We start from the raw sequence: 23,544 nt of genomic DNA, 5'->3' as shown, positions 1-23,544 counted from the left end.
GCGGTGATGGTGACGGTGGCGGCGATGGCGGTGGTGACGGTGGCGGCGGTGACGGTGACGGCATCTCCGGCAAAGTTCCCTCAGCCGAGGGGGCGCCAGAAACCAATGACGCTACCCTGTCAGTATTCAGCATGGCAGCGACAGCGGGGGAAGAAGCTGGGGCAACTCGGGAGGGGACGGCGAAGGCGGATGCAGCGTCGGAGTGCGCGGGTGTTGGCAGCGATTTTCTGCCGAGTGAAGCAGCAGGCGATGGTATGGGAGATGATGGAGTGACATCAGATCGTCATTGTGAGGAGGCGGCGATGGCAGCCTATCCCACGCTTCCGGCGGTTCTGGGGAAGACAACCGATGAGAGTCCTATTGAAGAAAATAAGGTATTAAGTACAGTCTATTTATTAGGATGTTTTGATCTGTCCAATTATTTACCAAAGGTTCATTTCTCTCATGGTTCGGGCAATTTCGAGCTTGACAATCGGGCATGGATGGCGGGGCATGGAGGGGCGCGCGGCCCTCCGCCGGGTGGAAAAGATAGTACGAAATGGAGACATTTTTGTTTGAATAAAACTCAGAATGTTTATGCCAGAGGAGGTCATTTTTGGGTTACAGGGAGATGGCATTTCCGCCGGGAGAAAGGAGGGAAGTGAGTTCTTGCGGGGCAGAGGTTCGCCGATTAGATTGGCGGTAGAGTGTATATTAACCGGAAAAAGGGCTTAGGGCCGAGAAGGCGAGGCCGCTTTGTCCGGTTAGGGGAGGAGGTATTGTCCACGGAGGGGCGAGTTTTGCGCGCGAGGCGGGGAGAGACATTGATTGTCAGGGGGGAAGCTATGGGATCGCCGCTGCGGGGATTGCTGGAGCGCTTGCGTCCGCGGCAGTACGGTCGGCGTCCGCCGCTGGTGTTGATCAATGGTTTGGCGGAGCAAGCGGAGACGTGGTATCGCAATCGGCGTTTTTGGTCGCGGTATTTTGAGGTGCACATGCCGAACATCATTGCCTATGAGGGGGAGGCATTGCACCGGCGGATTGCGGCGCGGGAGCCGATTGATGTGGATTATCTGGTGGGGCAGTTGTATTTGTATTTGGATCAGTTTGTGCAGACGCCGCCGTATCATTTGGTGGCGAGCAGTTTGGGGGGCAAGGTGGCGGTGGAGTTTGCGGCGCGGTATCCGGAGCTGGTGAACCGGATGGTGCTGTTGTGTCCGTCGGGGATGGGGGACAAGGAGCAGTTGCCGATTATTGAGGGGGTGGTGGGCCGGGATGCGCAGGCGATGGTGCGGAGCGTATTTTATCGGCCGCGACTAGCCGACAAGGACATTCTCCGGTACTACAAGAGCAAGTTTGGGAATCGGCGTTGGAAGACGGGTTTTTTGAAGACGGTGCGTGGAACGCTGGAGCATACGGTACGGCAACGGCTGCGGGAGGTGCGTTGTCCGTGCCTGTTGGTGACAGCAGCGGAGGATAAGATTTGTTGCCCCAAAACCGCGGAAGAGGCGGCCCGCGAGCTGCCGCAAGGACACTTTCTCAAGCTGCGCAAGTGCGGTCACGCGCCTCAGATCGAGAAGGCGTCGACGATCAATCATCTGGTGGTGTACTTTCTGAGCGCGCCGCGTCCCAAGGCTCGGCCGTCGTGGCCGGAGATGATGCTGGCTCGTCCGCCGCGTCTTCCGCCGACCCTGTGACGGGGAGTGCGGGACGGCGGAGCGACAGTTCGCTATCTCCGGATACGGGGGAGAAAAGTAAGGCGGCGATCTCTCCCGCGGGCAGCCATGAGCCTTGCGCCCATCCTCCCAAGGGTCCGGATTGGTGGCTGATGATGAAGGCCTTTCTGCGGCATGGACGGAAGATCGCCTCGTTTGCCCCCAGTTCGCGGGCGATGGCACGCAAGGTGGTGGACGGGATCGAGTGGGAGAAGGTGCGCTGCCTGGTGGAGCTAGGAGCGGGAACGGGACCGATCACGGCAGAGTTGATCCGGCATGTGCGCCCGCAGACGCGGCTGATTGTGGTGGAACTGGACCCGGTGCTGTGCAGCCGCCTCAAGGCGCGGTTCTCCAACATCGCGAACCTGGAGGTGATTCACGGGGATGCGGTGCATCTGGAGCGGCTTCTGGCGGAGCGAGGCATCCCGCAGGTGGACCACGTGCTCTCCGGCTTGCCCCTTCCCTCATTCCCGGAGGAATTGCGGCACGCGATCCTTTCGACAGCAGCCCGTGTGCTAGCGCCAGGCGGAACCTTCCGACAACTCACGGTCATGCCGCTGATCTACTACCGCCTGTATGCCCGGTATTTTGACGACATCCGCTTCCGCTTCGTTCCCTGGAATCTGCCGCCGGGGGGGGTATATGTCTGTCGGGGCTTCAAGATTCAGCCTTTGGTCCCCTGAACGTGAGCGGCGCCGGACGGGTCTGATTCGGACTGCGCTGGCAGAGTTTCGGTAGCGGGTCCGAGGCGGAAGGAAGGCGTGGGCTGCCGGATGCTAGGGTGCAGTTGATGCTTGGCGAGGTCAAGTCCATGCGCGGCATCCCTCTGCTAGCCTCCCTCGCGGGGAGCCGGCTGGTTCGTCAGGTGGCGGACACGCTGATGGTCCGGCACGCGCATTACCGCACCCGGCAGCTCGATACCCTGCCCATCGCTCAGGTCCAGCAGAATACGCTGCTGTCTTTGATCCGGCGGGCGGCAGCTACTCGCTTCGGTCAGGACCATGACTTTTCCCGCCTCCTCTCCGTGGCGGACTATCAGGCCCGCGTTCCCCTGCGGCATTACGAGGACTTCTGGACTGAATACTGGAAGGATACCTATCCTCGCTTGCGGGGGACCACCTGGCCGGAAGATATACCCTACTACGCTCTTTCCTCCGGAACGACCACCGGGGCCACGAAGTATATTCCGGTGACGTGGGAGATGGTGCGGTCGAACAAGAAGGCGGCCTTCACCACGACGGCATTGTTTCGCCATGTGCATCCTGGCGCTCGCCTACTCACCGGCAAGTTTTTCTTCGTCGGCGGCAGTACGGAACTGCGCCCGCAAGCCGATGGCAGCCGAGCGGGTGATCTCAGCGGCATCGCCGCGCGTGAATTCCCGGACATCCTGCGCCCGTACACCTTTCCCCCGCCGGAGCTGGCTTTGCTCGCCAATTGGGAGGAAAAAATCCAGCGACTCGCGGAGCGGAGCGTCTCCGAACCGATCACGGCGATCAGCGGCATTCCCGCTTGGTTACTCGTGCTTTTCGGCAAGCTCAAAGCCATCAGCGGTAAAGCGACCATCGCCGAGATTTGGCCCGCCCTGCGCCTGGTAGTTCACGGCGGCACCGCCTTCGATCCGTATCGGGACATCTTCCGCCGGGAGATCGGCAGCGACCGCGTCCATTTCTGCGAAGTCTATCCGTCGTCGGAAGGATTCGTGGCCACGGAGGACCCCCGCTATCACCTGCTGCGGGTCATCCCCGATCATGGCATCTTCTTCGAGTTCGTCCCGGTGGAGGAACTGGGGAAGAAAGAACGCCCGCCGCGGCATACGCTGGCCCAAGTGGAAACGGGTGTTAACTATGCGGTGGTGCTCACGACCTGTGCAGGCTTGTGGGCCTATGTGCTGGGGGACACGGTGACATTCGAACGGCGGTCGCCTCCCCTGTTGCGATTCACAGGCCGGACGAAATACTTTCTCTCCGCTTTCGGCGAACACCTGATCAGCGAGGAGGTGGAAAAGGCGGTCGCCTCCGCGGCTCAGAGCTGCGGGGTGCATGTGGTGGACTTTCACGTCGGGCCGGTTTTCCCGGAGCAGCCCCACCTGCCCGGCCATCACTTGTATCTGGTGGAATGTGCCGACCGCCTGCCTGATCCGCAGCAGTTCGCCCAAGCCATCGATGCCGCCCTGATGGTGCTCAACGAGGACTACGCCCCCCACCGCCAGGGGGACTTAGCCATGCGTAGGCCGGAAGTGCAACTCATCCGCCGGGGCGGTTTTGCGGAATGGATGAAGGCACGCGGCAAATATGGCGGGCAGCACAAGGTGCCGCGCATGGACAACAGCGGACGCCTCACACGGGAAATGCTCGACTGGTTCCGCACCCACGGTTGGCTCGCCTCCTGATGGCACCTCGCTGACAGCAACCCGTCTCCTTCCCGGCTGGGGCTTCCGCTTCCATCACGGCAGTGGCTGGCTGATGCCTTGGCCGTCGCCTGGAAACCAGTCCCGCATCCCGCCTTTGCCTATTCTGGAGCCAGGTCTGCCATGGCCACTCTGGAGCTAGCTCTGCGGTTCGCCAGCATCGTGGATCACGCGATGTCCGGGAGCAATGCCGGCGATGAGCAGAGGGGCCTCGGTCTGCCAGCGGCGCACATAATGCCGGGCAGTCTCTTCATCGCCGACGATCGCAAACACAGTCGGTCCCCAGGAGCTTTGCCCGACACCGCGGAGGCCGGCTTGCCGCAAGCGGGCCACCCAGCTTTCGATCCAGGGGGAAGCATAGATTCCTCCCTGACAGAGGCGAAAAGGCTCTCCCGCCAGGCGGTTGAAGTCATAGACGGCTTCGCCAAAGGCGTGGAGGTCGCCACTCTGAGCGGCAGGAACGAGGCCTTCGATGGCCAGGCGGCGTAGGCGGGCCGCAGCTCCCCCACAAGCGCACGCAAACGCTCTGCGTTCTTGCGAGCCATGCCAGGATTGGCCCTGCGGCAGGAGAATCAGCAGGACGCGCCAGCTTGCCGGCAGGCGGACATGGTGCCACAGAGGCGACACCAGCTCGCCCGCACGTTTGCCGGCTTCCACGATCAGGCCGCCGTGGTCGAAACCGTGGATGCCCACTGCGGAGCGTTCGCCTCGTCCGATGCGGGCCGCCAGTGTGACGGCGGACCAGTGTCCGTAACCGGCGGCAGTCGCCAGGGCTTTGGCCGTGGCCAAACCGAGTTGCGTCCCCACCCCCAAACCGATATGCTGGGCGGGGCAGCGCTCCACCAGCAGGGCATAGGGCCGGCGCTGGGACACGGCCAACGACGCCTCAAAGCGAGCCGCAAATTGCTGGACCCGCTCCGCATGGACCCCTTCCACGCGCCGGCCCATGCCATCCGCACGCCAGGTCACCACCACCGCGGGACGGTCGATCATCAGTCCGACGCCGCCATAAAGCCGTCCCTCAGCCGGAAGGGTTTCACCTTCCCCCTGCGGCACTTGAAACAAGCCAAAGTGCAAGCGGCTCGGAGCAATCACCTGAATCATGGTCCCCTCGGTGGGTCCTGGGGCGCTTCGCTGTTCTGGTCCGGCAGGGGGGCCAATCGCTGGGCTGCCTGGACTGCCGCCGCGCGCACATGCTCTTCCAGCAACGCCATCGCCTCGTGTTCCGCGGCATCGCCGGTCTTCTCCACGATCCGCCGCAGCTTGCGGAACTCGGCCTCGATTTCCTCCCAGGGCAGCAGGTGGACGCGGGTCGCCAGAATCGCGGCTTCCACAATCGCATGCCGTGCTCGCTGGAAGCCGAGGAAGTCCCGGACGCGGCCCTGATGCACGATGCGGGCTTGCATATGCACCCGCTCCTGGCTGGTATCAACTTGTTCGATGACGAACTCATAATAGCGGCAGCAATCCTGGAGCACCACGCCGCGAATCCGAGCGGCGGGCTGAACCGGCGGGAAGGAAGGCAGGCGTCCGATCGCCGCTTGAGCCAGCAACAGGGCATCATCGGTGATGTGAAACACCCCCTGCGGATGGCGCAGCAGGTTCCGGCAGGTCTGAGCTGTGGGAAAGGGACGCAGCAGGAAGCGGTCTGATTCGGCCGCATCGAAGCGCGGTCCCATCGGTGCCAGATGCGGGGCGCCTTCAGCGTCCAAAGTGGTGACCAAGCCTTCCAAAATCATGGTCGTGTCAAGGTGGGGGGAACCAGTCCCTGCGGGGGGAACCAGTCGTCTTCCAAGATCATCGTGGTGTCAACGCCTCGAGAGTCGTGTCCCAGCTGCCGGAACAGCTCTGCCAAGCGCGGAGCAGGCCAGCGGCTTTGTGTAACGTCTCCTCGTATTCTCGTGCCGGATCGCTATCCGCGACGATGCCCCCTCCCACGGGAAATTGGACCCAACCTTGGCCCGCTGTCATCGTGCGGATGAGGATGCAACTATCCATCGCACCGTTGAAGCCGAGCCAGGCCAGGCAGCCACAGTACGGGCCGCGGGCCGTCGGTTCCAACTCCGCAATGATCTCCATGGCGCGCACCTTCGGCGCTCCGGTGACGCTTCCCCCTGGAAAGGCGGCGGCAAGCAACTCCAGCGGACCGCAACCCGGCCGCAACCGCCCCCGCACTTCGGAGACCAAATGATGCACATGCCGAAAACTCTCCAGCTCGCATACCGCCTGGACCTGCACGCTGCCAAACGAACACACCCGCCCTAAATCGTTGCGCAAGAGGTCCACGATCATGACATTCTCGGCGCGCTCCTTGGGGCTGGAAAGCAGTTCCTGCGCTAAGGCAGCATCCTCCGCAGCCGAGCGGCCGCGCGGGCGGGTCCCCTTGATCGGCCGGGTCTCCACCCACCCCTCGGCAGATAGGCGCAGGAAACGCTCCGGGGAGGCGCTGAGAATCTGGAACCGGCCCAGGTCGAAATAGGCGGCGAAAGGAGCGGGATTGCACTGCCGCAAGCGCTCGTACAACTCCCACGGATGGCAGAACAGCGGGGCCAACAAGCGCTGAGACAGATTCACCTGGAAGCAATCCCCCGCGCGGACGTATTCCACGGCCCGGCCCACCGCTGCCTCGTAACCGGTTCGATCAAAATTGCTGGCTACGCCCGGCCAACCCGGAAGCGGATAACTGGGAGCAGCCAGGGCCACTTGGGAACCGACACACCCCGGCAACGGCGGCGGGGGCTGGCGGAGCAGCCCTTCGATCCTCTCCGCCGCGGAACCTTCCGCAGTCCAGTCGATACACCAGGCCCGGTGCTGGAAGTGGTCGAAAGCCAGCAGCCAGTCGTAGCGCCCCACCGCCAGATCGGGCACGGCGAACTCATCCCAGCGAGTCCGCGGAATGCGTTCCCAGAGGCGTTGCAGGCCGTAGCCGAATAGCCCCACCCAGCCTCCGCAGAAGGGCGGCAACTCCGCGGGCCACTCGACCGGGCGGCGGGACTGCTGGTAGAGGCTGTGCCACTCGTGCCAGAGAAGCTGAGCGGCTTGGCGGTCCGCTCCCACCGTGGCGGTGAACCAGACGGCGGGATCGGCGGCGATGTAAGAGTAACGGCCACGCTGGGGATGTCCTTCCGCGGAATCCAGAAAGACCAGGTGGGGCAGATCGATCAAGCGCCGGGCGACTTCCCAAGCCGGCGGCGCAGGCCGTAATTCCCGGATGTGAGGCATAGGTGCCGCCATACTTTCCCGCGGCAGCAAGCCGATAGCACTTCTCCGCCCCGTCGCGGATCGCTTCCGATCGCTTCGCTAGAATCGTCCGGCTGAATCCTCTTCCCCGCCGCTGGCCGGGCGGAACGGCGCGCCTCTTCCGTTTACCTTATGGAACCCGTCGGAACGATTCGCGACACCGGCGGACTCATGCGGACGAGCGGAGAAGCTGTCATTTCTTCTCGCCGCTTTTCACTTCCCGGAGAAGTTCTTCCACCGCCTTCTCCAGCGCCTCTCCGCGCAGATGCTTATAGCGGATCACCCCTTTGGCATCCAGCACATAAATGGTGGGGAAGAAGGAGACGCGGTACTTTTCCAGGGCACCGCCGCTCTCGCCGCCGTTCCACCAGTGGACCCAGGGCATCGGCTCTTTCTCCAGGAAACTGGTCAGCGTTTCCTTCTTGGCATCCGCACTGAGGCTGATGAGCACAAACGGCTGCCCCTTGAGGCGCTCCACCATTTCCCGCTCATGGGGGATCATGGCCCGGCACGGCCCGCACCAGGTGGCCCAAATGTCCAGGACCACGACTTTCCCGCGGTAGTCGCTCACTTTGACTTTCTTGCCGTCAAGGTCCTGGACTTCGGCATCCGGCAACACCTTGCCGATGGTCAGGTTGTTGAGGACGAAGAGGTGCTCTTCCGCCGCTTTGGCCACCGTTTGTTCACCGGCGGGTGTGGGGATTTTCACGTCGCCGAAATCCTGGACGGCCTGGCGCAGGACCTTCTCCGCCTGGGCATAGGCGGCCTGGCGCTTCTCCGGCGGGAGAGGGGACGGGCCGGGCATGTCCGCCTGTTCCAGCAGACCGGCACCGTGGTAAAGCAGGGCGAGACCGCGAACCTGGCGATCCGTGGCCTTTTCGGCCAGCACTTCCAGCAGACGGGTGCCAGCCTCACCGCCTTGGCTCGCCAGGGCAGGCAGCAGGCGGAGCAAGCGGGGATCGCCGGCATGGTGTTCCGCTAGCAATTCGGCCGCTTTTTTGCTGGCTTCGCCTCCCCGCCCCAAAAGCAGGGCCTGGATCAACGGCTCGAACGCCTCCCGGCTCTTCGCTTCCTTGCTGGCAATGGCGAGAAGGCGATCGGCAAATTGGGGAAGCAGCTTCAGGGCTTCCTCCCGCACGGCATTGCGCTCGGCCTCCGTCTTGGCCGCCTGGAAGCGCTCCAGCAGTTTGCGGTTGACCGCCTCGAATTCCTTTTGCAGCTCCAGGTATTTGCTGGCCACGGTCGGTTCGGCTTTACCGTCGCCGGGGCCGCCGGCGGGGGGCTGCTGGGCCGCCGCCAGGCTCAGGAAACCGGCGAAAACCAGCCCCCCTACACTCCCCGCCCAGATCCAGTTCCATCGGCTCATCATGGTCCACCTCAAGGTTTGGAGAAACTTGGCCTGATCGTCCCAGCTCCCTCCGCGGCAGCCGGAGTCGCAGCAAGTCGGTCGGTGGGGCTTGGCCCTTTGCCTTCCCGCCGGCCCTCTCTTCGGATTAGTGTACGCCTCGGTGGGGGAAAACCTAGCCGATGGCCAGGAGGGCGCATCGGACCGTTACAATTTCCTCATGATTCCGAGCCAGTCACCGTGCCTTGTTTTATCTGTTCATCTGTTCCCAAAGTCACGATTGTCAATAGCAAGGGGACGATGATTATCTCCGAGCGCCCTTGATCTATACATACGAACCATAAATCTGAAATTGTCAAATAGGAACAATCCCGGAAGGCAGCGTCAGGCAGCGGGGGCGTGGGCGAGGATGTCCAAGGCTTCTTCGGCGGCGGCGATGGTCTGGGCGATGTGCTGCGGCGTCATGGCGGCGTTGAGGAAGGCGGCCTCGAACTGGCTGCACGGCAGGTAGATGCCGCGGTCGAGCATTTCCCAGAAGAAGCGGGCGAAGCGGCGGGTATCCGCCTGGCGGGCCGTGGTGTAGTTGGTGACCGGCTCGGCGGTGAAGAAGAGGGTCCACATGCTGCCGACTCGCTGGACGCGTCCGGGGATGCGGCGGGTGTCGAGGGCCTGTTGCAAGCCGTTCTGGAGGGCGCGGCCCAGATTTTCCAGGTAGGCATACGGCGGCTGGCGCTGCAAGAGGCGGAGCGTGGCCAACCCCGCTGCCATCGCCAGGGGGTTGCCGGAGAGCGTGCCGGCCTGGAAGACCGGCCCGGCGGGCATGACCTGGCGCATGATGTCCCGCCGCCCCCCGTAGGCCCCCACAGGCAGGCCGCCGCCGAGGATTTTGCCCAAGGTCGTCAAGTCGGCGTGGTCGCCGTACAGCTCCTGGGCCCCGCCAAAGGCCAGGCGGAAGCCGGTCATCACTTCGTCATAGATCAGCACGGCGCCGTACCGCAGCGTGAGGCGGCGCAGCTCCTGGCGAAACTCCGCCGTCGGTTCCACCAGTCCCATGTTTCCTACGACCGGCTCGACAATGACGGCGGCGATCTGATCGCCATGCTGGCGGAACACATCGGCCAGAGCCTGGCAATCGTTGTATTCCAGCACCAGGGTATCCTGGGTACAACCGGGCGGCACGCCGGGACTCGACGGCACGCCGTGGGTCAAGGCGCTGGAACCCGCTGCCACCAACAGGGCATCGACATGGCCGTGATAGCAGCCGGCGAACTTGATGATGGTGGACCGGCCGGTGAACCCCCGTGCCAGGCGGATGGCGCTCATCGTCGCTTCCGTGCCGCTGGAGACGAAGCGGACCATCTCGATCGACGGCACCGCGGCGATGACCAGCTCGGCCAGTTCCGTCTCCAGTTCGCAGGGCGCTCCGAAGGTGGAACCGCGCCGCAAGGCGGCCTCCACCGCTTCCTGGACCGCCGGGTGGCAGTGCCCCCAAATGAGCGGCCCCCAGGAACCCACGAAATCCAGATACCGCTGCCCGTCCAGATCGTAGAGATACGGCCCTTCTCCGCGGGCGATGAACAGCGGGTGTCCCCCCACCGCCCCGAACGCACGGGCAGGACTGTTCACGCCACCAGGAATGCTGCGCTTGGCTCGCTCGAAAGCAGCGGCACTGGACGGTCGCTCACGCATACACACGGATCCTTGGGGGATGATCTCTCGGAATACTGACCGCAGTCGGAGCGGCGGGATAATCGCTCCCGGAAGCCATCGTTGGCCCGGCTGCACCACCGGCTCCTGCCGCTTGCGGCAGAACGAGGGCTGGGGAGGGCCGCTCACTAGTCTCGCATTTTTTCCAACAGGGTGCGGGCTTGCTGCACCAGCTTCTCGATGGCTGGCTCGCCTTCGTCAGCATACAGATCGGCGATGTCACGGCAAAGGATGCGGATGTCGGCCCGCTTGCGCTTGATGGCGGGATCGTCGGGCTGAAGGACGGCCAGGAGTTGCTGGGCCTTTTGCAGATGCCCCTCGATGAGGTTGAGGCGCTGCTTGAGCGGGTCGGCGGGGGTGGAGGCGGTGGTCAGGCGGTGCTTGCGTTCACCAGCGAGCAAGTGCCAGGATTTCTGCTCCTCGTCCTTTTCGGTGCGCTCGTGGAGCTGGGTCCAGATACGCAAGGCTTTCTCCCGGTCGCCGAACAGTTCCAACCGCTGGGCGAACAGGGCCAGGGTTTCCGGCTGGGTGGCATCGGTGGGGAAGGGCCGCTCGAACTCCCGGTATTCGTCCACCTGCTTGCGCAGGGTGTCAGCGAGCTTGCGGACCTCCTGAAGGAGTTGGAGGCGGTGTTGGGCCAGCCAGCCCCAGCGGGCCTTTTGCAACGTCGCCTCCTCCAACGTAAAGGGAAGCTGGGCGCTCTCGGCAAAGCGTTCCTGGAGCTGCTTCCAGTGCTGCTCGGCCAGGGTCAGATTCCCCAGCTTTTCGTATTCCAGGGCTTTCCAGGCCAGCTTGTAGGCTTCGGCATCATCGTTTTCCAGCGGCTGGGACATGCCCCGGTTGAAGCGGTTTTGCAGGACGCGGTTGCGCTCACGAACCACCAGGTCCCGGAAGATGGCGGCCACCTTCTGCGTGCGTTCATCCTCGTTCTGGCCGAAGCGCTTGAGGTAGGTCTCGGCGGCTTTGCGCTGCTGGTCCGGCTCGGTGGCGGTCTCGACGGCATGCCAGAGTTTATCTGCGGAAGGGGGCCACAAGGCCCAGGCCGCCAGCCCCGCGACGGCCACTAAACCGAGCACAGCCGCCGACGCTTGGAATAGCGGTTTTTCCCACCAGGCCCGGTCATCGCGCTGCTTCTTTTTGCGCACTTTCTTGCCGCGCAAAGCCCGGAGCGCCTCGCGATCCTCCGCGGTCAGGCGGGAACCGTCCGCATGGCGGGGCTTGTCCAAATTGCGTGAATGGAGCAGGGCTTCCCCGGCGCTGCGCAGGGCTAGGGCATCCTCTTCGATCTCTTCGAGCATGCGGCCGACCCAGGCGGCATCCGTGGGCCGGTCGTCCTTGTCCTTGGCCATCAGTTGCAGAATCAGGGCTTCCAGCTTCGGCGGCACCTCCACGGTCAGCCGGCTGGGCCGCGGCGGGGCTTCCTGGACATGCTTGAGAAACATGTCCATCGTCGTTTCCGCCCGGAAGGGCTTGCGCCCCGTCAGCAGCTCGAAGAAGACCACCCCCAGCGAGTACAGGTCCGACTTGTGAGTCAGGTCCCGATCTCCTTTGCACTGTTCCGGGGACATATACGCCGCCGTACCAATCGTGCTGTTGGCCGCCGTCAGGGCCGTCACATCGATGTCCTTGGCAATCCCGAAATCGGTCAGCTTGAGCACGCCTTCGCGCGTGATCATGATGTTGGAAGGCTTCAGATCGCGGTGGATGATCCCTTTGTCATGGGCATGTTGCAAAGCCGCGCAGAGTTGCTTGCCGTAAGCGACCACCTCTTCCCACGTCAGGCGTCCCCGGCGGGAGAGCACGCGGTCCAGCGACTCCCCGTCGATAAACTCCATCGCGATGAAGGGCATCTTGCGATATTGGCCAGAGGCGTACAGCCGGACAATGTTCGGATGCCGCAGTTGCTTGAGAATGTTCGCCTCGCGCTCAAACCGGGCCAGGGCCGCTTCGTTCCCCAACAGTCCCAGCGAGACCATCTTCAAGGCCACAGGCACCACTTTGCCATCCATGTAAAAGCGGGCACGATAGACCATCCCCATCGCCCCCGCCCCCAGCTCCGCCTCCACCTCAAAGCGGTAGGCCCCGGAACCAATCGTTTGACCCACGAGCATGCTTTTTCTCCCGCCGGAAACCCCAACGCCGCTTGCGATTTCTCCACTTCAATGGTGCCGTGCTCCAAGGTCGATCGGGTTCCGCCTCTCTTTCCTCTTCTGGGATGTATTCTACCTCACACCTGAGTGAGTGAAAGGGGAAGCGGCACCGCCTGATCCTGATCCGAAGGTGGAGCCTTTTTCCCCGTCCCCCTCGCCGCCCGGAGGCCCCCTTGGGCAGCCTAATCCCTCCAGCACCACCTAATCCCTCCAGCATCACCACCCGCGGCCTGGCCCCGTGCGTCGTCCCTCCCTTTCGTCGGACTGACCCGCTCTTGTAGCGCAACATCCAAGGATACCAAGACTTTAAACCGGCAAAAAATTTTTGCCAATTCCTCTTGACCGCTTGCGGGAGATTCGTTATGTTCCCAGTTTGATCCGATACTGCCCATCTCCATTGTCGGATCGAATGTCTCCCGGTTCGTTGGGGAGGAACCTTTCCCATCCGTCTCTCATCGGAGTTCCAAAGTCTCGGGAGGAGGTCTTGCCATGTCAACGGTTCGTCACACCACGGGGAGGAGCAAAAATTAGCCGCCTGAGCCGGAAGGCTATGTGTTTCCTCCTCGGATTGACCCTCTGCTGCTTGCTCGGTGCCGACATCGCTTTCGACCCCAACAGCCCCGTCCCCAATCCGAACAACATGCCGCTAACGATCGAAGGTTCAGGTACGTATAACCTAGAAAAGGGCGAAAGACTTTCAATGATGTTGTTTATGGCGAGATGTAAAGCTAATGGTCAAATATTTTATAATTCAGTATATTTAGATTTTGTCAATAAAAAATGGCAACAAAAGTTGTTAGTTAATCCAGCCGGAGATTATGAATGCTGGGCTTACATAGAGGCTAGAAATGAAAATAATGAGAAGGTCGAAAATACAACAAAGGTGGTAACGATAAATGTAAAATAAAATTTTGAGGAATTAACTGACAAGGAGAAATCAATTATGTTGCATAGTGTGCTGAAGTCTAATACACGCCCGGCGCTCAGCCTGCTGGAGTTCCTGGTGGCGGTTGCCATTGTGGCGATCCTGCTGGCCCTCCTCCTGCCCGCGGTGCAGAAGGTGCGCTCGGCTGCTTCTCTGCTGCGGGAGAAAAACAAGGTCAAACAGATCACGCTGGCGATCCATATGTATGCCGATAACCATGACCGCATCGGCTACAACAGCATCTTCGTGGAAATTCTCCCCTACATGGAGCGCGGTGCATACTACGAGAAGATGCTCCCGAACGGACCCAAAGGAGAGGCCTTGTGGGGTGCCGAAGTGATGCCGCCCTATCTGAACGAGGATGATCCCTCCCTTGCCATTCAAAGAATTGGAGTGGCGAGTTACTGCATCAATGCTCAGATTTACAAGGAATTCCATGCTAATCGATCAGCCTTGATTCGTGATGGCATGTCCAACACCATCGAGATCACAACCTGTTATGCCAACATAATGAAACAAAACGGACAATATTCACAGCATGATGTCAAAAGATTTTGGGGCTTCGAGATAAATTTTATTCGACCCTCACCTCCTATCACCATTAATGGTATACAATTTACTCTTGAATTTCGTCCAGCCGCATTTGCCAATCCGTTTTATGGCGATGTCTTGCCGGGGTCGGCGGAGGCGCAGAGCGTGACCTTCCAGCTCCGTCCCAAGATCGAGGAGGCCGACCCCCGCATTCCTCAGAGTCCCTACACGCATGGCCTGTTGGCAGGACTGGCAGACGGCAGCGTGCGGATGATCTCCCCGCAGATCAGTCCGCAGACGTTCTGGGCGGCGGTGACTCCCAACGGCGGCGAAGTCCTCGGCCCCGACTGGTGACAGCACGAGGGCACAACCATGATCCCTTTCCAAATGTCAGAAAGACGCCCGGCGCTCAGCCTGCTGGAGTTCCTGGTAGCGGTTGCCATTGTGGCGATCCTGCTGGCCTTGCTCCTGCCCGCGGTGCAGAAGGTGCGGCTCAGCGCCTCCGTGACGCGGGAGAAAAACAAGGTTAGACAGATCGCGCTGGCGATCCATATGTATGCCGATAACCATGACCGCATTGGCTACAACAGCATCTTCGTGGAAATTCTCCCCTACATGGAGCGCGGTGCATACTACGAGAAGATGCTCCCGAACGGACCCAAAGGAGAGGCCTTGTGGGGTGCCGAAGTGATGCCGCCCTATCTGAACGAGGATGATCCCTCCCTTGCCATTCAAAGAATTGGAGTGGCGAGTTACTGCATCAATGCTCAGATTTACAAGGAATTCCATGCTAATCGATCAGCCTTGATTCGTGATGGCATGTCCAACACCATCGAGATCACAACCTGTTATGCCAACATAATGAAACAAAACGGACAATATTCACAGCATGATGTCAAAAGATTTTGGGGCTTCGAGATAAATTTTATTCGACCCTCACCTCCTATCACCATTAATGGTATACAATTTACTCTTGAATTTCGTCCAGCCGCATTTGCCAATCCGTTTTATGGCGATGTCTTGCCGGGGTCGGCGGAGGCGCAGAGCGTGACCTTCCAGCTCCGTCCCAAGATCGAGGAGGCCGACCCCCGCATTCCTCAGAGTCCCTACACGCATGGCCTGTTGGCAGGACTGGCAGACGGCAGCGTGCGGATGATCTCCCCGCAGATCAGTCCGCAGACGTTCTGGGCGGCGGTGACTCCCAACGGCGGCGAAGTCCTCGGCCCCGACTGGTGACAGCACGAGGGCACAACCATGATCCCTTTCCAAATGTCAGAAAGACGCCCGGCGCTCAGCCTGCTGGAGTTCCTGGTAGCGGTTGCCATTGTGGCGATCCTGCTGGCCTTGCTCCTGCCCGCGGTGCAGAAGGTGCGGCTCAGCGCCTCCGTGACGCGGGAGAAAAACAAGGTTAGACAGATCGCGCTGGCGATCCATATGTATGCCGATAACCATGACCGCATTGGCTACAACAGCATCTTCGTGGAAATTCTCCCCTACATGGAGCGCGGTGCATACTACGAGAAGATGCTCCCGAACGGACCCAAAGGAGAGGCCTTGTGGGGTGCCGAAGTGATGCCGCCCTATCTGAACGAGGATGATCCCTCCCTTGCCATTCAAAGAATTGGAGTGGCGAGTTACTGCATCAATGCTCAGATTTACAAGGAATTCCATGCTAATCGATCAGCCTTGATTCGTGATGGCATGTCCAACACCATCGAGATCACAACCTGTTATGCCAACAAGAAGATGAAGAGAAGTGATCAAGATATATATCGTATGTTACGATCATGGGGTATGGAAATAAATATTGTTTTGCCCCCTGTACCTCCTATCGACATTGATGGTGTCAATATGACTATCGAAATGCGTCCAGCCGCATTTGCCAATCCGTTTTATGGCGATGTCTTGCCGGGGTCGGCGGAGGCGCAGAGCGTGACCTTCCAGCTCCGTCCCAAGATCGAGGAGGCCGACCCCCGCATTCCTCAGAGTCCCTACACGCATGGCCTGTTGGCAGGACTGGCAGACGGCAGCGTGCGGATGATCTCTCCTCAGATCAGTCCGCAGACGTTCTGGGCGGCGGTGACTCCCAACGGCGGCGAGGTCCTCGGCCCCGACTGGTGACAGCACGCGGTCCCAAAACCCTTTTCACCTTCGCTTCACCCTGAATCGGAACAGCTCGTTTAGTCTGAGAGTGGTCCAGGGTGGAGCTTCCATGTCCCCTTGTCCATCTGAGCGGTGAGTGAGGGAGAGTCGGCGGTTCCAGAGTCGGCCTTGGCGGCGGTCGGCGAGCGGAGCGGCTGCGCCGGCTCCCTTGCAAGCGGCGGGATGTCCGTTTACAACAACCGATGCCTCTCCCCAAGGGGGTCGCCATCGTGCCGCATCGCGAAGCACCACGGACGCCGCGGGAAGTGCTGGCTTATTTGCGGGAGCATGAGGTGAAGGCGGTGGACCTGCGCTTCATGGATTTCCCCGGCCAGTGGAAGCATTTCACGATCCCTGCCGCCGCACTGACGGAGGAGATATTCGAGGAGGGTTACGGTTTCGACGCGTCGAGTTTGCGAGGCTGGCAGGCGATCAATGAGTCCGACATGCTGCTGGTGCCGCAACCGGACACGTTGTTTCTCGATCCGTTCGCGCGGGAGCGGACGCTGGCGATGATCTGCAACATTCAGGACCCGCTGACACGGGAGGATTACAGCCGGGACCCGCGGAATGTGGCGCGTAAGGCGGTGCATTACATGCGGCAGCAGGGGGTGGCAGACACGGCCTGTTTCGGTCCGTCGCTGGAGTTTTTCATTTTCGACGAGGTGCGATACGAGCAGACGGCGCATGCGGCGTTTTACTGGGTGGACAGCGCCGAGGGGATTTGGAACAGCGGGCGGCAGGAAGGGCCGAATCTGGGGGGCAAGATACCGCACCGGCAAGGGTATTTCCCCTGTCCGCCGGCGGATTCGCTGCACGATCTGCGCAGTGAGATGATGCTGGCGATGGAGGAATGCGGCCTGCGAGTGGAAAGCCATCATCACGAGAAGGCCAGCGGGGGACAATGCGCCATCAACATCCACTACGACGAATTGGTGGCGATGGCGGATCAGGTGCTGAAGTACAAGTACGTGGTCAAGAACGTGGCCCGGCGGCACAATAAGGTGGCCACCTTCATGCCCAAGCCGCTGTTTGAGGACTACGGCAGCGGCATGCATGTCCACGTGTCGCTGTGGAAGAACGGGCAGAATCTGTTTTACGGCAGCGATTATTCGAATCTGTCGGAGATGGCGATGTACGCCTTAGGCGGTTTGCTGCGTCATGCGCCGGCGTTGTGTGCCATCACCAATCCGACGACGAACAGTTACAAGCGGCTGGTGCCGGGGTACGAGGCACCGGTGCATTTGGCGTACAGCCAGCGGAATCGTTCGGCGGCGGTGCGGATTCCGGTCTATTCGGCCCGTCCGGAGTCGAAGCGCCTGGAGTACCGGGTGCCGGATGGAACGGCCAATCCGTATCTGGCGTTTGCCGCGATGCTCATGGCGATGCTCGATGGCATCCGCAACAAGATTCATCCGGGTCCGCCCCTGGACAAGGACATTTACGATCTGCCGCCGGAGGAGTTGCAGGACGTGCCGCGGACGCCGCAAACCCTTGATGAGGCCCTGAGCGCCCTGGAGCGCGACCACGATTTCCTGCTGCAAGGAGGGGTTTTTACCGAGGACGTCATCGAGACGTGGATCGACTACAAGCGGACATATGAAGTGGCGCCCCTGCGGATGCGCCCGCATCCGTATGAGTTCGCCTTGTACTTCGACCTGTAGGAGTGGCTGCTGCTGGCGGATCGGGAAAAGCTGAGCGGGGAAGGCCAACGGCTTCAGTTCTGCGGTCGCGGGGGAGGCGGAGCGACAGGGCCGCTTCCTGGCATGCCGGAGGGATCGGGGGGATAAACATCGGGCAGGGGATTGGGAACGGCGGGGAAGGCGGTCTGATCGCTTTCGTCGAGGGTGCGGTCGGAGGGGATGGCTTCCGGCGGGGGTTGGCCGGCAGCATCGGGACCGTAATAGACGCGGAACTTGACGTTGGCCAAGGCCAGGATGTCATTGGGCAGCAGGGCAGCCCGGCGGACGCGCTGGCCGTTGACGCGGGTGCCATTGGTGCTGCCCAAGTCGCGCAACAGCAGCACGCCATCGCTTTTGACAATCACGCAATGCAGCTTGGAGATGCTCTTTTGTTCCAGGCGCACGTCACATTCTTCATCCCGGCCGATCAGGACGAGTTCCTTCGTCAGTTCGATGGGCAGTCCGCCGTCGAGCGGAATCAGCACGGCACGCATGATCGCGGCTTCCCCAGAGAAACCTGTGTATTGCCATTTTATCTTTTTGACGCTGCTGGTGTCGGAAAAACAAGCGGCAAAAAGTGGCGGCAGCGGATTTCCGGGTCCGCTTGTGTTGCTCGCAGCGTATGTCCGACCAGATTTTTCCATCTCGGCATAACAATTCGGCGGGGTTGAAGGACGAGGCGGCGGGCCGGGGAAGCCGGGGCTGCTGGTTCCAGGCATACCTTTGTCAGCGCGGCGAGGGCTGGCCTGTGGGACAAAAGACGAGGGAAGCGGCGAGGGAGGAAGTGGCCCAGGGAAAGCGCAAAGCGGTGTCAATTCTGGCGTCAATTCTGGCGTAAGAGGAGCGGTTGGAGGACTTCGAGGAGCCGCTGGGGATCATAGACAGCGCCAGCCCAGGGTCCGCCGCTGAGATGCTGGAGGACGGCCCAGAGGCGGGTATCGGCCGGCAGGTCGGGATCGGGGGCCAGGTCAGGCCGGGGCGGGCGGCGGGCCAATTCAGCCTCGCCCCACTGCGGGCCATAGATGCCATTGGCATCGCCGACGAGGTCCACACTCCCTTCCAGGCGATGGCGGTCGATGATGATCTGGATGCGGTCGCCGTCGCGGAGTTTGCCGATGGGTCCGCCCGCGAGGGCTTCCGGGGCGACATGGCCGATGCAGGCGCCCGTGGAGACGCCGCTGAAGCGGGCGTCGGTGAGCAAGGCAACCTGCTTCCCCCACGGCAGATAGCGCAGGGCGGAGGTGAGTTGATAGGTTTCCTCCATGCCGCTGCCAAGCGGTCCCCGGCAGCAGAGGACCAGGACATCGCCGGGAGCGATGCGCCCGTCCTTGATGGCGGCGATGGCATCCTTTTCGCGGATGAAGACTTTTGCGGGTCCGATTTTGCGATAGACGCCGTCGGGGTCGACCACGCTTGGATCGATCGCCGTGGACTTGATGACGCTGCCTTGAGGAGCGAGGTTGCCTCGCGGGAAGGTAACGGTGCTGGTCAGTCCGCGAGCGCGGGCCTGCTGAGGAGACATGATGACCGTGTCCGGGTCGATGCCTTCGTGCTCCTGGAGGAATCGGCGCAGGCGGTGCCGCCGCGGCGACTGCTGCCACCAATCCAGCACTTGGGCGAGAGGGTAGCCGCTGGCCGTCAGGGCCTCGAGGCGGAGCAAGTTCAGTTCGCGCAGGTGGAGCATCACTTCCGGCACCCCGCCGGCCAGGAAGACGCGCACGGTGGGATGGCCGATCGGGCCATTGGGCAAGGCGTCGACCAAGCGGGGCACGGAGCGGTTGATGCGGATCCAGTCGTCGAGGGTGGGCCGGGGCAGACCAGCGTGAAAGGCGACGGCGGGCAGGTGCAGGACGAGATTGGTGCTGCCGCCGACAGCGGCGAAGACGGCCAGGGCGTTATGCAGAGCGGCTTCGGTGAGGAGGTCGCAAGCGCGCAGGCCGCGCTGGGCCAAGCGAAGCAAAGCGCGGGCGGAACGGCGGGCCAAGTCCAGCCAGATCGGCTGCCCGGAGGGGGACAGGGCGGCATGGGGCAGGGTCAATCCCAAGGCTTCAGCAACGACCTGCGAGGTGGCCGCGGTGCCCAGGAACTGGCAGCCCCCGCCGGGACTGGCACAGGCATGACAGCCCGCTTCGGCGGCTTCCTCCAGCGTGATTTCTCCATGCGCGAAGCGCACGCCCAGGGTTTGCACCTTGGCCGTATCCTCATGCTCCGCCGGGCCAGCCAGCATGACGCCGCCGGGAACGAGGACCACTGGCAGATCGTGCTGGGACGCCAGGGCCATCATCATCGCGGGCAGTCCCTTGTCGCAGGTAGCGATTCCCAGGACGCCGCGGCGGGTGGGCAGGCTGCGCATGAGGCGGCGGAGGACCACGGCGGCGTCGTTGCGATAGGGCAGGCTGTCGAACATGCCGGTGGTGCCCTGAGTGCGGCCATCGCAGGGATCGCTCACCGCCACGGCGAAAGGGATGCAACCGAGGCGTTGCAATTCCTCGGCGGCGGCTTGGACGAGCAGCGACACCTCCCAGTGCCCACTGTGTAAGCCCAGGGCCACGGGCGTGCCGTCGGCGGCGCGCAAGCCGCCCTGAGTGCTCAGCAGCAAAAACTCTGGCGCGCCGAGGCGCTCCGGACGCCAGCCCATGCCCACGTTCTGGGTCCAGCCGAAAATGTCGCCGCTGGGGGCCTGCCGCAGCCATTCGGCCGTCAGGGGCAAGCGACCCGCCGGCCCTTCCGCTGTGGCGCGCAACTGGTACGCCTCCTCCGGCGTCGCCAGCACTTCGTCCTCGTGCAGTGTCGTGGTCATGACAGTTTCACGTTCTCATCGCGGAACCTGGACGGGGGGAGCCTTCTCATCGCGGAACCTGGACGGGGGGAGCCTTCTCATCGCGGAACCAGGACGGGGGGAGCCTTCTCATCGCGGAACCAGGACGGGGGACCCCGGCGCTGGGAACCGGGTCCTGGCGGTCTGCCTCCGACCCTGCATTGCAGGAATCCTCACTGTCGGCCCGCTTTGGCAAAGCGTTCCGCCACATCGTCCCAGTTGATAACGTCGAACCAGGCTTCGACGTACTTGCCGCGGGCATTGCGGTACTTCAGGTAGTAAGCATGCTCCCAGACATCGCAGCCGAGCAGGACGGTTTGCCCCTCGCTGATGGGATTGTCCTGATTGGCGGTGCTGGTGATGGCCAGGGGTTTTTCCTTGCCGGTGATGAGCCAGGCCCAGCCGCTGCCGAAGCGTCCGAGTGCCGCGGCGAGAAACTCTTTTTTGAAGCCGTCAAGGGAGCCGAAGCTGGCCTCGATCGCCCGGAGCAATTCGCCTTTGGGGGCCGTCGAACGGGGCCGGGTCATCATCACCCAGAACCAGGAATGATTGAGGTGCCCGCCGCCGTTGTTGCGCACCGCGGTGCGGATCGACTCCGGCAACTGCGCGTAGTTGCGGACAATGTCGCTGATGTCCTTCTTCAGCCACTCGGGGGCGGCTTGGGCTAGGGCTTTGTTGAGGTTGTCAATATACGCCTGATGATGGCGGCTGTGGTGGATCATCATGGTCTCGGCATCGATGACCGGCTCCAGGGCGTCGTAGGCATAGGGGAGCTTGGGCAAGGTAAAGCCCGCGGCTGCGGCTTGGGCAGGTTGTTGGGCAGCCCACCCCGACACGGAGGAACCCCACGCTGCCACGGCACCCCACGCACTGTAACGGAGAACTTCCCGGCGCGTCCACATGGTGACCTTCTCCTGCGTAAAGGACGGGAAACCCGCAAACACCGGCGAAGCCCTAGATCGGGAGGCCGCCAACCCTCAGCTCCGGCCCCCCACAGGCTCCGCAAGCCATGCTACGGGATGCACCGGCAACGGTGTAGAGGCGGACGCCGATTCTTTCTCCAGCAAGTGGACTAATTCCTGAATGAGTCCCAAGTCATGAACAACTGGGTGATCCGCCGCTTTTTTGAAAAGAGATCAGGAACGATGCTGGAACGAGTCAGGGACGATGTTGGAAGGGAATCAGGAACGATGTTCCAGCGGCGGCTCAGTAGGGCGGTGCGGTTGGCCCTCACCGTCGGGTCCGCTATCGGGTTCACCCGCATTGTGGGGTCCGCTGTCGGGTTCCTCCTCCTCTCCGTCCGGTTCGTGGCCGGGGTCTCGGTGAAGGGCAGCAGGCGGGGCGCTTGCAAACGGACCCAGCGGGGGCAAGCCGAGCTGCTGACGGGCGGCGTCCACGAGGTCCATCAGGAAAAAGCGAGTCTGCCAGTGATCCGCCAGCACAGCGGCGGGGACCCAATGCGGGCCGGTGACGGCGATGCGAATAGGGCGGCGGAAATCCGGGCGCTTGTTTTTCGTGGGCGGACCGTTCCAGTACGAAGTGTAGCTGCCCCAGTTCCCCTCGATCCAGCAGGCGAAGATGGGCACCTGGGGGCAGGCACGCAAGATCAGCCAGATGCCCCGTCCGAAGCGGCGCAGGGGTTGTTCTTCCCGCCGCCGCAGATACCCTTCCGGAAAGATGACCAGGCATTCGCCGCGCTCCAGAGCCGCTATGGCCTCCTGGACTTCCGGGGTTTCCTTCTTGAGCGGCTGTTCCGGCACGCGAATGACCCCAAAATGCCGCATCCAGAAGCGGAGGACGGGCAGGTCGTAGAAGCGGGAGGTCATCATCGGGGTGGTCGGACGGGGCAGCATTTTTTCCAGAAACAGCGGGTCTCCCCAGCAGGCATGATTGGCGATGACCAGGCAGGGGCTGTGCGCGGGAACCTGCTCTTCTCCTCCGCCGCGCCAGCGCACCGCATACATCAGCCACAGCAACGGCTCGCAGGCCAGGGCAAAAGCAGGCCGGAACAGGCCGATACTGGCAAGCAGTGCCATGCCCGCCGCACCCGTCAGCCAGCCCCAGAAAGCCCCGCCGCTCCCGCCGAAGCGAGACACCACATCCAGCCATTCCTCCCCGACGGCGCCGGCCATTCGCAGCAAAACCGCTCCAACACCCCCGGCTAGCACCAATCCGGCCACGAGGAGGAGCAGGGTTTCCGGCCCGGAGCGCCGCCGATAGTAGCGCAACGCCCGCAAGGGGCCGCCCAGGAGCAAACCCAACGCCAGCCCATGCGCCCAACCCGGCCAGTGCTGCCAATACCCGCCATGCGCCACTAGGGCCAGCCAGAGCCACGCCCCGTACACCGCCCAGCCCCAGGCCCGATACGCCGACCAGTACAGTTGCAACCCCGCCACTACCAGGACTAGCACCAAGAGGAAACTGCCCGCCGCCCACGCCCGCTCAGTGGTCTCCGCCGCCGCCGTCACCAGCCCAATCGTCCCGCTCGCCGCCCCACTGCCTAAGAGCAGCAAAGCCAGGCCCGCACGCCGCGCCCGGCGAATCTGCGGCGCTTCCAGCGGCTGCCGTGCTGGGCTTCCCTCCGCCATATCTTCCCTCTGCGGCTCGTTCTCGGCCTCGCCTGCCGACCTTCACCTCCTGCGCCGCTCTCCATCATCCCTTCACTCTAGAAGCCGATTCCGCCTCTGGGTATCGTCCGCCTCACCGAGATTTTTCCACCGAGATTTTTCCACCGAGATTTTTCCACCGAGATTTTTCCCCGGAGACATCGCAGTAAGGAAAAAGTAGGAGACATCCCGGTGAGGAAAATATACGAGCGGGACGGTGGGACCCGCGGAATGGACCGGTTGCCATAGGCCAGGATCGACAGATTGCCATAGGCCGGGATCAACAGAAGTGGCGAC

Annotated in this window: 18 protein-coding genes and 1 pseudogene; 9 read left to right on the top strand and 10 right to left on the bottom strand. The window is 62.3% G+C overall.

Annotated features, from left to right (window positions below; genetic code table 11):
• The 4 genes and pseudogenes from H0921_RS16980 to H0921_RS16965 form a co-directional block, all read left to right on the top strand.
• Positions 1-644 (top strand): annotated as a pseudogene (locus H0921_RS16980) (hypothetical protein); the annotation flags it as partial.
• A gap of 180 nt (positions 645-824) precedes the next feature.
• The gene (locus H0921_RS16975) at positions 825-1,676 is read left to right on the top strand and encodes an alpha/beta fold hydrolase (RefSeq protein ID WP_194539720.1); all 852 of its coding nucleotides are present in this window, start codon (positions 825-827) and stop codon (positions 1,674-1,676) included.
• A gap of 131 nt (positions 1,677-1,807) precedes the next feature.
• Positions 1,808-2,377, top strand: coding sequence for a class I SAM-dependent methyltransferase (locus H0921_RS16970; protein WP_194539719.1), 570 nt, complete (start codon positions 1,808-1,810; stop codon positions 2,375-2,377).
• A gap of 128 nt (positions 2,378-2,505) precedes the next feature.
• The gene (locus tag H0921_RS16965) at positions 2,506-4,083 is read left to right on the top strand and encodes a GH3 auxin-responsive promoter family protein (RefSeq protein ID WP_194539718.1); all 1,578 of its coding nucleotides are present in this window, start codon (positions 2,506-2,508) and stop codon (positions 4,081-4,083) included.
• 156 nt (positions 4,084-4,239) lie between these two features.
• On the opposite strand, the gene H0921_RS16960 is transcribed toward H0921_RS16965, so the two are convergent.
• The 6 genes from H0921_RS16960 to H0921_RS16935 all read right to left on the bottom strand — a co-directional run bounded on the left by H0921_RS16960 (position 4,240) and on the right by H0921_RS16935 (position 12,504).
• A complete protein-coding gene (locus H0921_RS16960) occupies positions 4,240-5,205 on the bottom strand; it encodes a beta-RFAP synthase (protein WP_194539717.1) in 966 nt (321 codons plus the stop codon).
• Positions 5,202-5,840, bottom strand: coding sequence for a DUF447 domain-containing protein (locus H0921_RS16955; protein ID WP_194539716.1), 639 nt, complete (start codon positions 5,838-5,840; stop codon positions 5,202-5,204). The genes H0921_RS16960 and H0921_RS16955 overlap by 4 nt, the downstream gene beginning before the upstream one ends.
• A 58-nt stretch (positions 5,841-5,898) precedes the next feature.
• Complete coding sequence (gene pabB / locus H0921_RS16950) at positions 5,899-7,335, bottom strand: aminodeoxychorismate synthase component I (protein ID WP_194539715.1); 1,437 nt, start codon at positions 7,333-7,335, stop codon at positions 5,899-5,901.
• A 199-nt stretch (positions 7,336-7,534) separates the two neighbouring features.
• Complete coding sequence (locus tag H0921_RS16945) at positions 7,535-8,710, bottom strand: TlpA family protein disulfide reductase (protein ID WP_194539714.1); 1,176 nt, start codon at positions 8,708-8,710, stop codon at positions 7,535-7,537.
• A 360-nt stretch (positions 8,711-9,070) separates the two neighbouring features.
• Positions 9,071-10,375, bottom strand: coding sequence for a glutamate-1-semialdehyde 2,1-aminomutase (hemL, locus tag H0921_RS16940; protein ID WP_194539713.1), 1,305 nt, complete (start codon positions 10,373-10,375; stop codon positions 9,071-9,073).
• A 146-nt stretch (positions 10,376-10,521) separates the two neighbouring features.
• On the bottom strand, positions 10,522-12,504 hold the full coding sequence (locus H0921_RS16935; RefSeq protein ID WP_194539712.1) for a serine/threonine-protein kinase: 1,983 nt from the start codon (positions 12,502-12,504) through the stop codon (positions 10,522-10,524).
• Between the two features lie 523 nt (positions 12,505-13,027).
• Between H0921_RS16935 and H0921_RS18605 the strand changes: the two genes are divergently transcribed.
• The 5 genes from H0921_RS18605 (at position 13,028) to glnA (ending at position 17,805) form a co-directional block, all read left to right on the top strand.
• A complete protein-coding gene (locus tag H0921_RS18605) occupies positions 13,028-13,450 on the top strand; it encodes a hypothetical protein (RefSeq protein ID WP_228500038.1) in 423 nt (140 codons plus the stop codon).
• 36 nt (positions 13,451-13,486) lie between these two features.
• Positions 13,487-14,353: a DUF1559 domain-containing protein gene (locus tag H0921_RS16925; RefSeq protein ID WP_194539710.1), complete on the top strand. Its 867-nt coding sequence runs from the start codon at positions 13,487-13,489 to the stop codon at positions 14,351-14,353.
• Positions 14,354-14,386: 33 nt separating this feature from the next.
• Positions 14,387-15,235 (top strand): hypothetical protein, encoded by an 849-nt coding sequence (locus H0921_RS16920; protein WP_194539709.1) that lies wholly within the window; start codon positions 14,387-14,389, stop codon positions 15,233-15,235.
• Positions 15,236-15,268: 33 nt separating this feature from the next.
• On the top strand, positions 15,269-16,120 hold the full coding sequence (locus H0921_RS16915; protein WP_194539708.1) for a hypothetical protein: 852 nt from the start codon (positions 15,269-15,271) through the stop codon (positions 16,118-16,120).
• Positions 16,121-16,371: 251 nt separating this feature from the next.
• Positions 16,372-17,805, top strand: a complete 1,434-nt coding sequence (gene glnA / locus H0921_RS16910; RefSeq protein WP_315851931.1) for a type I glutamate--ammonia ligase — start codon at positions 16,372-16,374, stop codon at positions 17,803-17,805.
• 53 nt (positions 17,806-17,858) lie between these two features.
• On the opposite strand, the gene H0921_RS16905 is transcribed toward glnA, so the two are convergent.
• The 4 genes from H0921_RS16905 to H0921_RS16890 all read right to left on the bottom strand — a co-directional run bounded on the left by H0921_RS16905 (position 17,859) and on the right by H0921_RS16890 (position 23,229).
• Complete coding sequence (locus H0921_RS16905; RefSeq protein WP_194539706.1) at positions 17,859-18,317, bottom strand: FHA domain-containing protein; 459 nt, start codon at positions 18,315-18,317, stop codon at positions 17,859-17,861.
• 329 nt (positions 18,318-18,646) lie between these two features.
• Entirely contained in the window at positions 18,647-20,623 is a 1,977-nt protein-coding gene (locus H0921_RS16900; RefSeq protein WP_194539705.1) for a YjhG/YagF family D-xylonate dehydratase, read from the bottom strand.
• Positions 20,624-20,814: 191 nt separating this feature from the next.
• A complete protein-coding gene (locus H0921_RS16895) occupies positions 20,815-21,543 on the bottom strand; it encodes a superoxide dismutase (protein ID WP_194539704.1) in 729 nt (242 codons plus the stop codon).
• Between the two features lie 279 nt (positions 21,544-21,822).
• Positions 21,823-23,229 (bottom strand): lysophospholipid acyltransferase family protein, encoded by a 1,407-nt coding sequence (locus tag H0921_RS16890; RefSeq protein WP_194539703.1) that lies wholly within the window; start codon positions 23,227-23,229, stop codon positions 21,823-21,825.
• Positions 23,230-23,544 lie beyond the last annotated feature (315 nt).

The organism is Thermogemmata fonticola, from assembly GCF_013694095.1.
Classification (GTDB): domain Bacteria; phylum Planctomycetota; class Planctomycetia; order Gemmatales; family Gemmataceae; genus Thermogemmata; species Thermogemmata fonticola.
The sequence above is the reverse complement of the archived record's forward strand: the minus strand, read 5'-3'. Positions and strand labels throughout refer to the sequence as shown.

Excerpts from the sequence above, each read along its gene's own strand:
- H0921_RS16975 (WP_194539720.1), top strand. The coding sequence starts at position 825 with ATGGGATCGCCGCTGCGGGGATTGCTGGAGCGCTTGCGTCCGCGGCAG.
- H0921_RS16970 (WP_194539719.1), top strand. The coding sequence starts at position 1,808 with ATGATGAAGGCCTTTCTGCGGCATGGACGGAAGATCGCCTCGTTTGCC.
- H0921_RS16965 (WP_194539718.1), top strand. The coding sequence starts at position 2,506 with ATGCGCGGCATCCCTCTGCTAGCCTCCCTCGCGGGGAGCCGGCTGGTT.
- H0921_RS16960 (WP_194539717.1), bottom strand. The coding sequence starts at position 5,205 with ATGATTCAGGTGATTGCTCCGAGCCGCTTGCACTTTGGCTTGTTTCAA.
- H0921_RS16955 (WP_194539716.1), bottom strand. The coding sequence starts at position 5,840 with ATGATTTTGGAAGGCTTGGTCACCACTTTGGACGCTGAAGGCGCCCCG.
- pabB (WP_194539715.1), bottom strand. The coding sequence starts at position 7,335 with ATGGCGGCACCTATGCCTCACATCCGGGAATTACGGCCTGCGCCGCCG.
- H0921_RS16945 (WP_194539714.1), bottom strand. The coding sequence starts at position 8,710 with ATGATGAGCCGATGGAACTGGATCTGGGCGGGGAGTGTAGGGGGGCTG.
- hemL (WP_194539713.1), bottom strand. The coding sequence starts at position 10,375 with ATGCGTGAGCGACCGTCCAGTGCCGCTGCTTTCGAGCGAGCCAAGCGC.
- H0921_RS16935 (WP_194539712.1), bottom strand. The coding sequence starts at position 12,504 with ATGCTCGTGGGTCAAACGATTGGTTCCGGGGCCTACCGCTTTGAGGTG.
- H0921_RS16925 (WP_194539710.1), top strand. The coding sequence starts at position 13,487 with ATGTTGCATAGTGTGCTGAAGTCTAATACACGCCCGGCGCTCAGCCTG.
- H0921_RS16920 (WP_194539709.1), top strand. The coding sequence starts at position 14,387 with ATGTCAGAAAGACGCCCGGCGCTCAGCCTGCTGGAGTTCCTGGTAGCG.
- H0921_RS16915 (WP_194539708.1), top strand. The coding sequence starts at position 15,269 with ATGTCAGAAAGACGCCCGGCGCTCAGCCTGCTGGAGTTCCTGGTAGCG.
- H0921_RS16905 (WP_194539706.1), bottom strand. The coding sequence starts at position 18,317 with ATGCGTGCCGTGCTGATTCCGCTCGACGGCGGACTGCCCATCGAACTG.
- H0921_RS16900 (WP_194539705.1), bottom strand. The coding sequence starts at position 20,623 with ATGACCACGACACTGCACGAGGACGAAGTGCTGGCGACGCCGGAGGAG.
- H0921_RS16895 (WP_194539704.1), bottom strand. The coding sequence starts at position 21,543 with ATGTGGACGCGCCGGGAAGTTCTCCGTTACAGTGCGTGGGGTGCCGTG.
- H0921_RS16890 (WP_194539703.1), bottom strand. The coding sequence starts at position 23,229 with ATGGCGGAGGGAAGCCCAGCACGGCAGCCGCTGGAAGCGCCGCAGATT.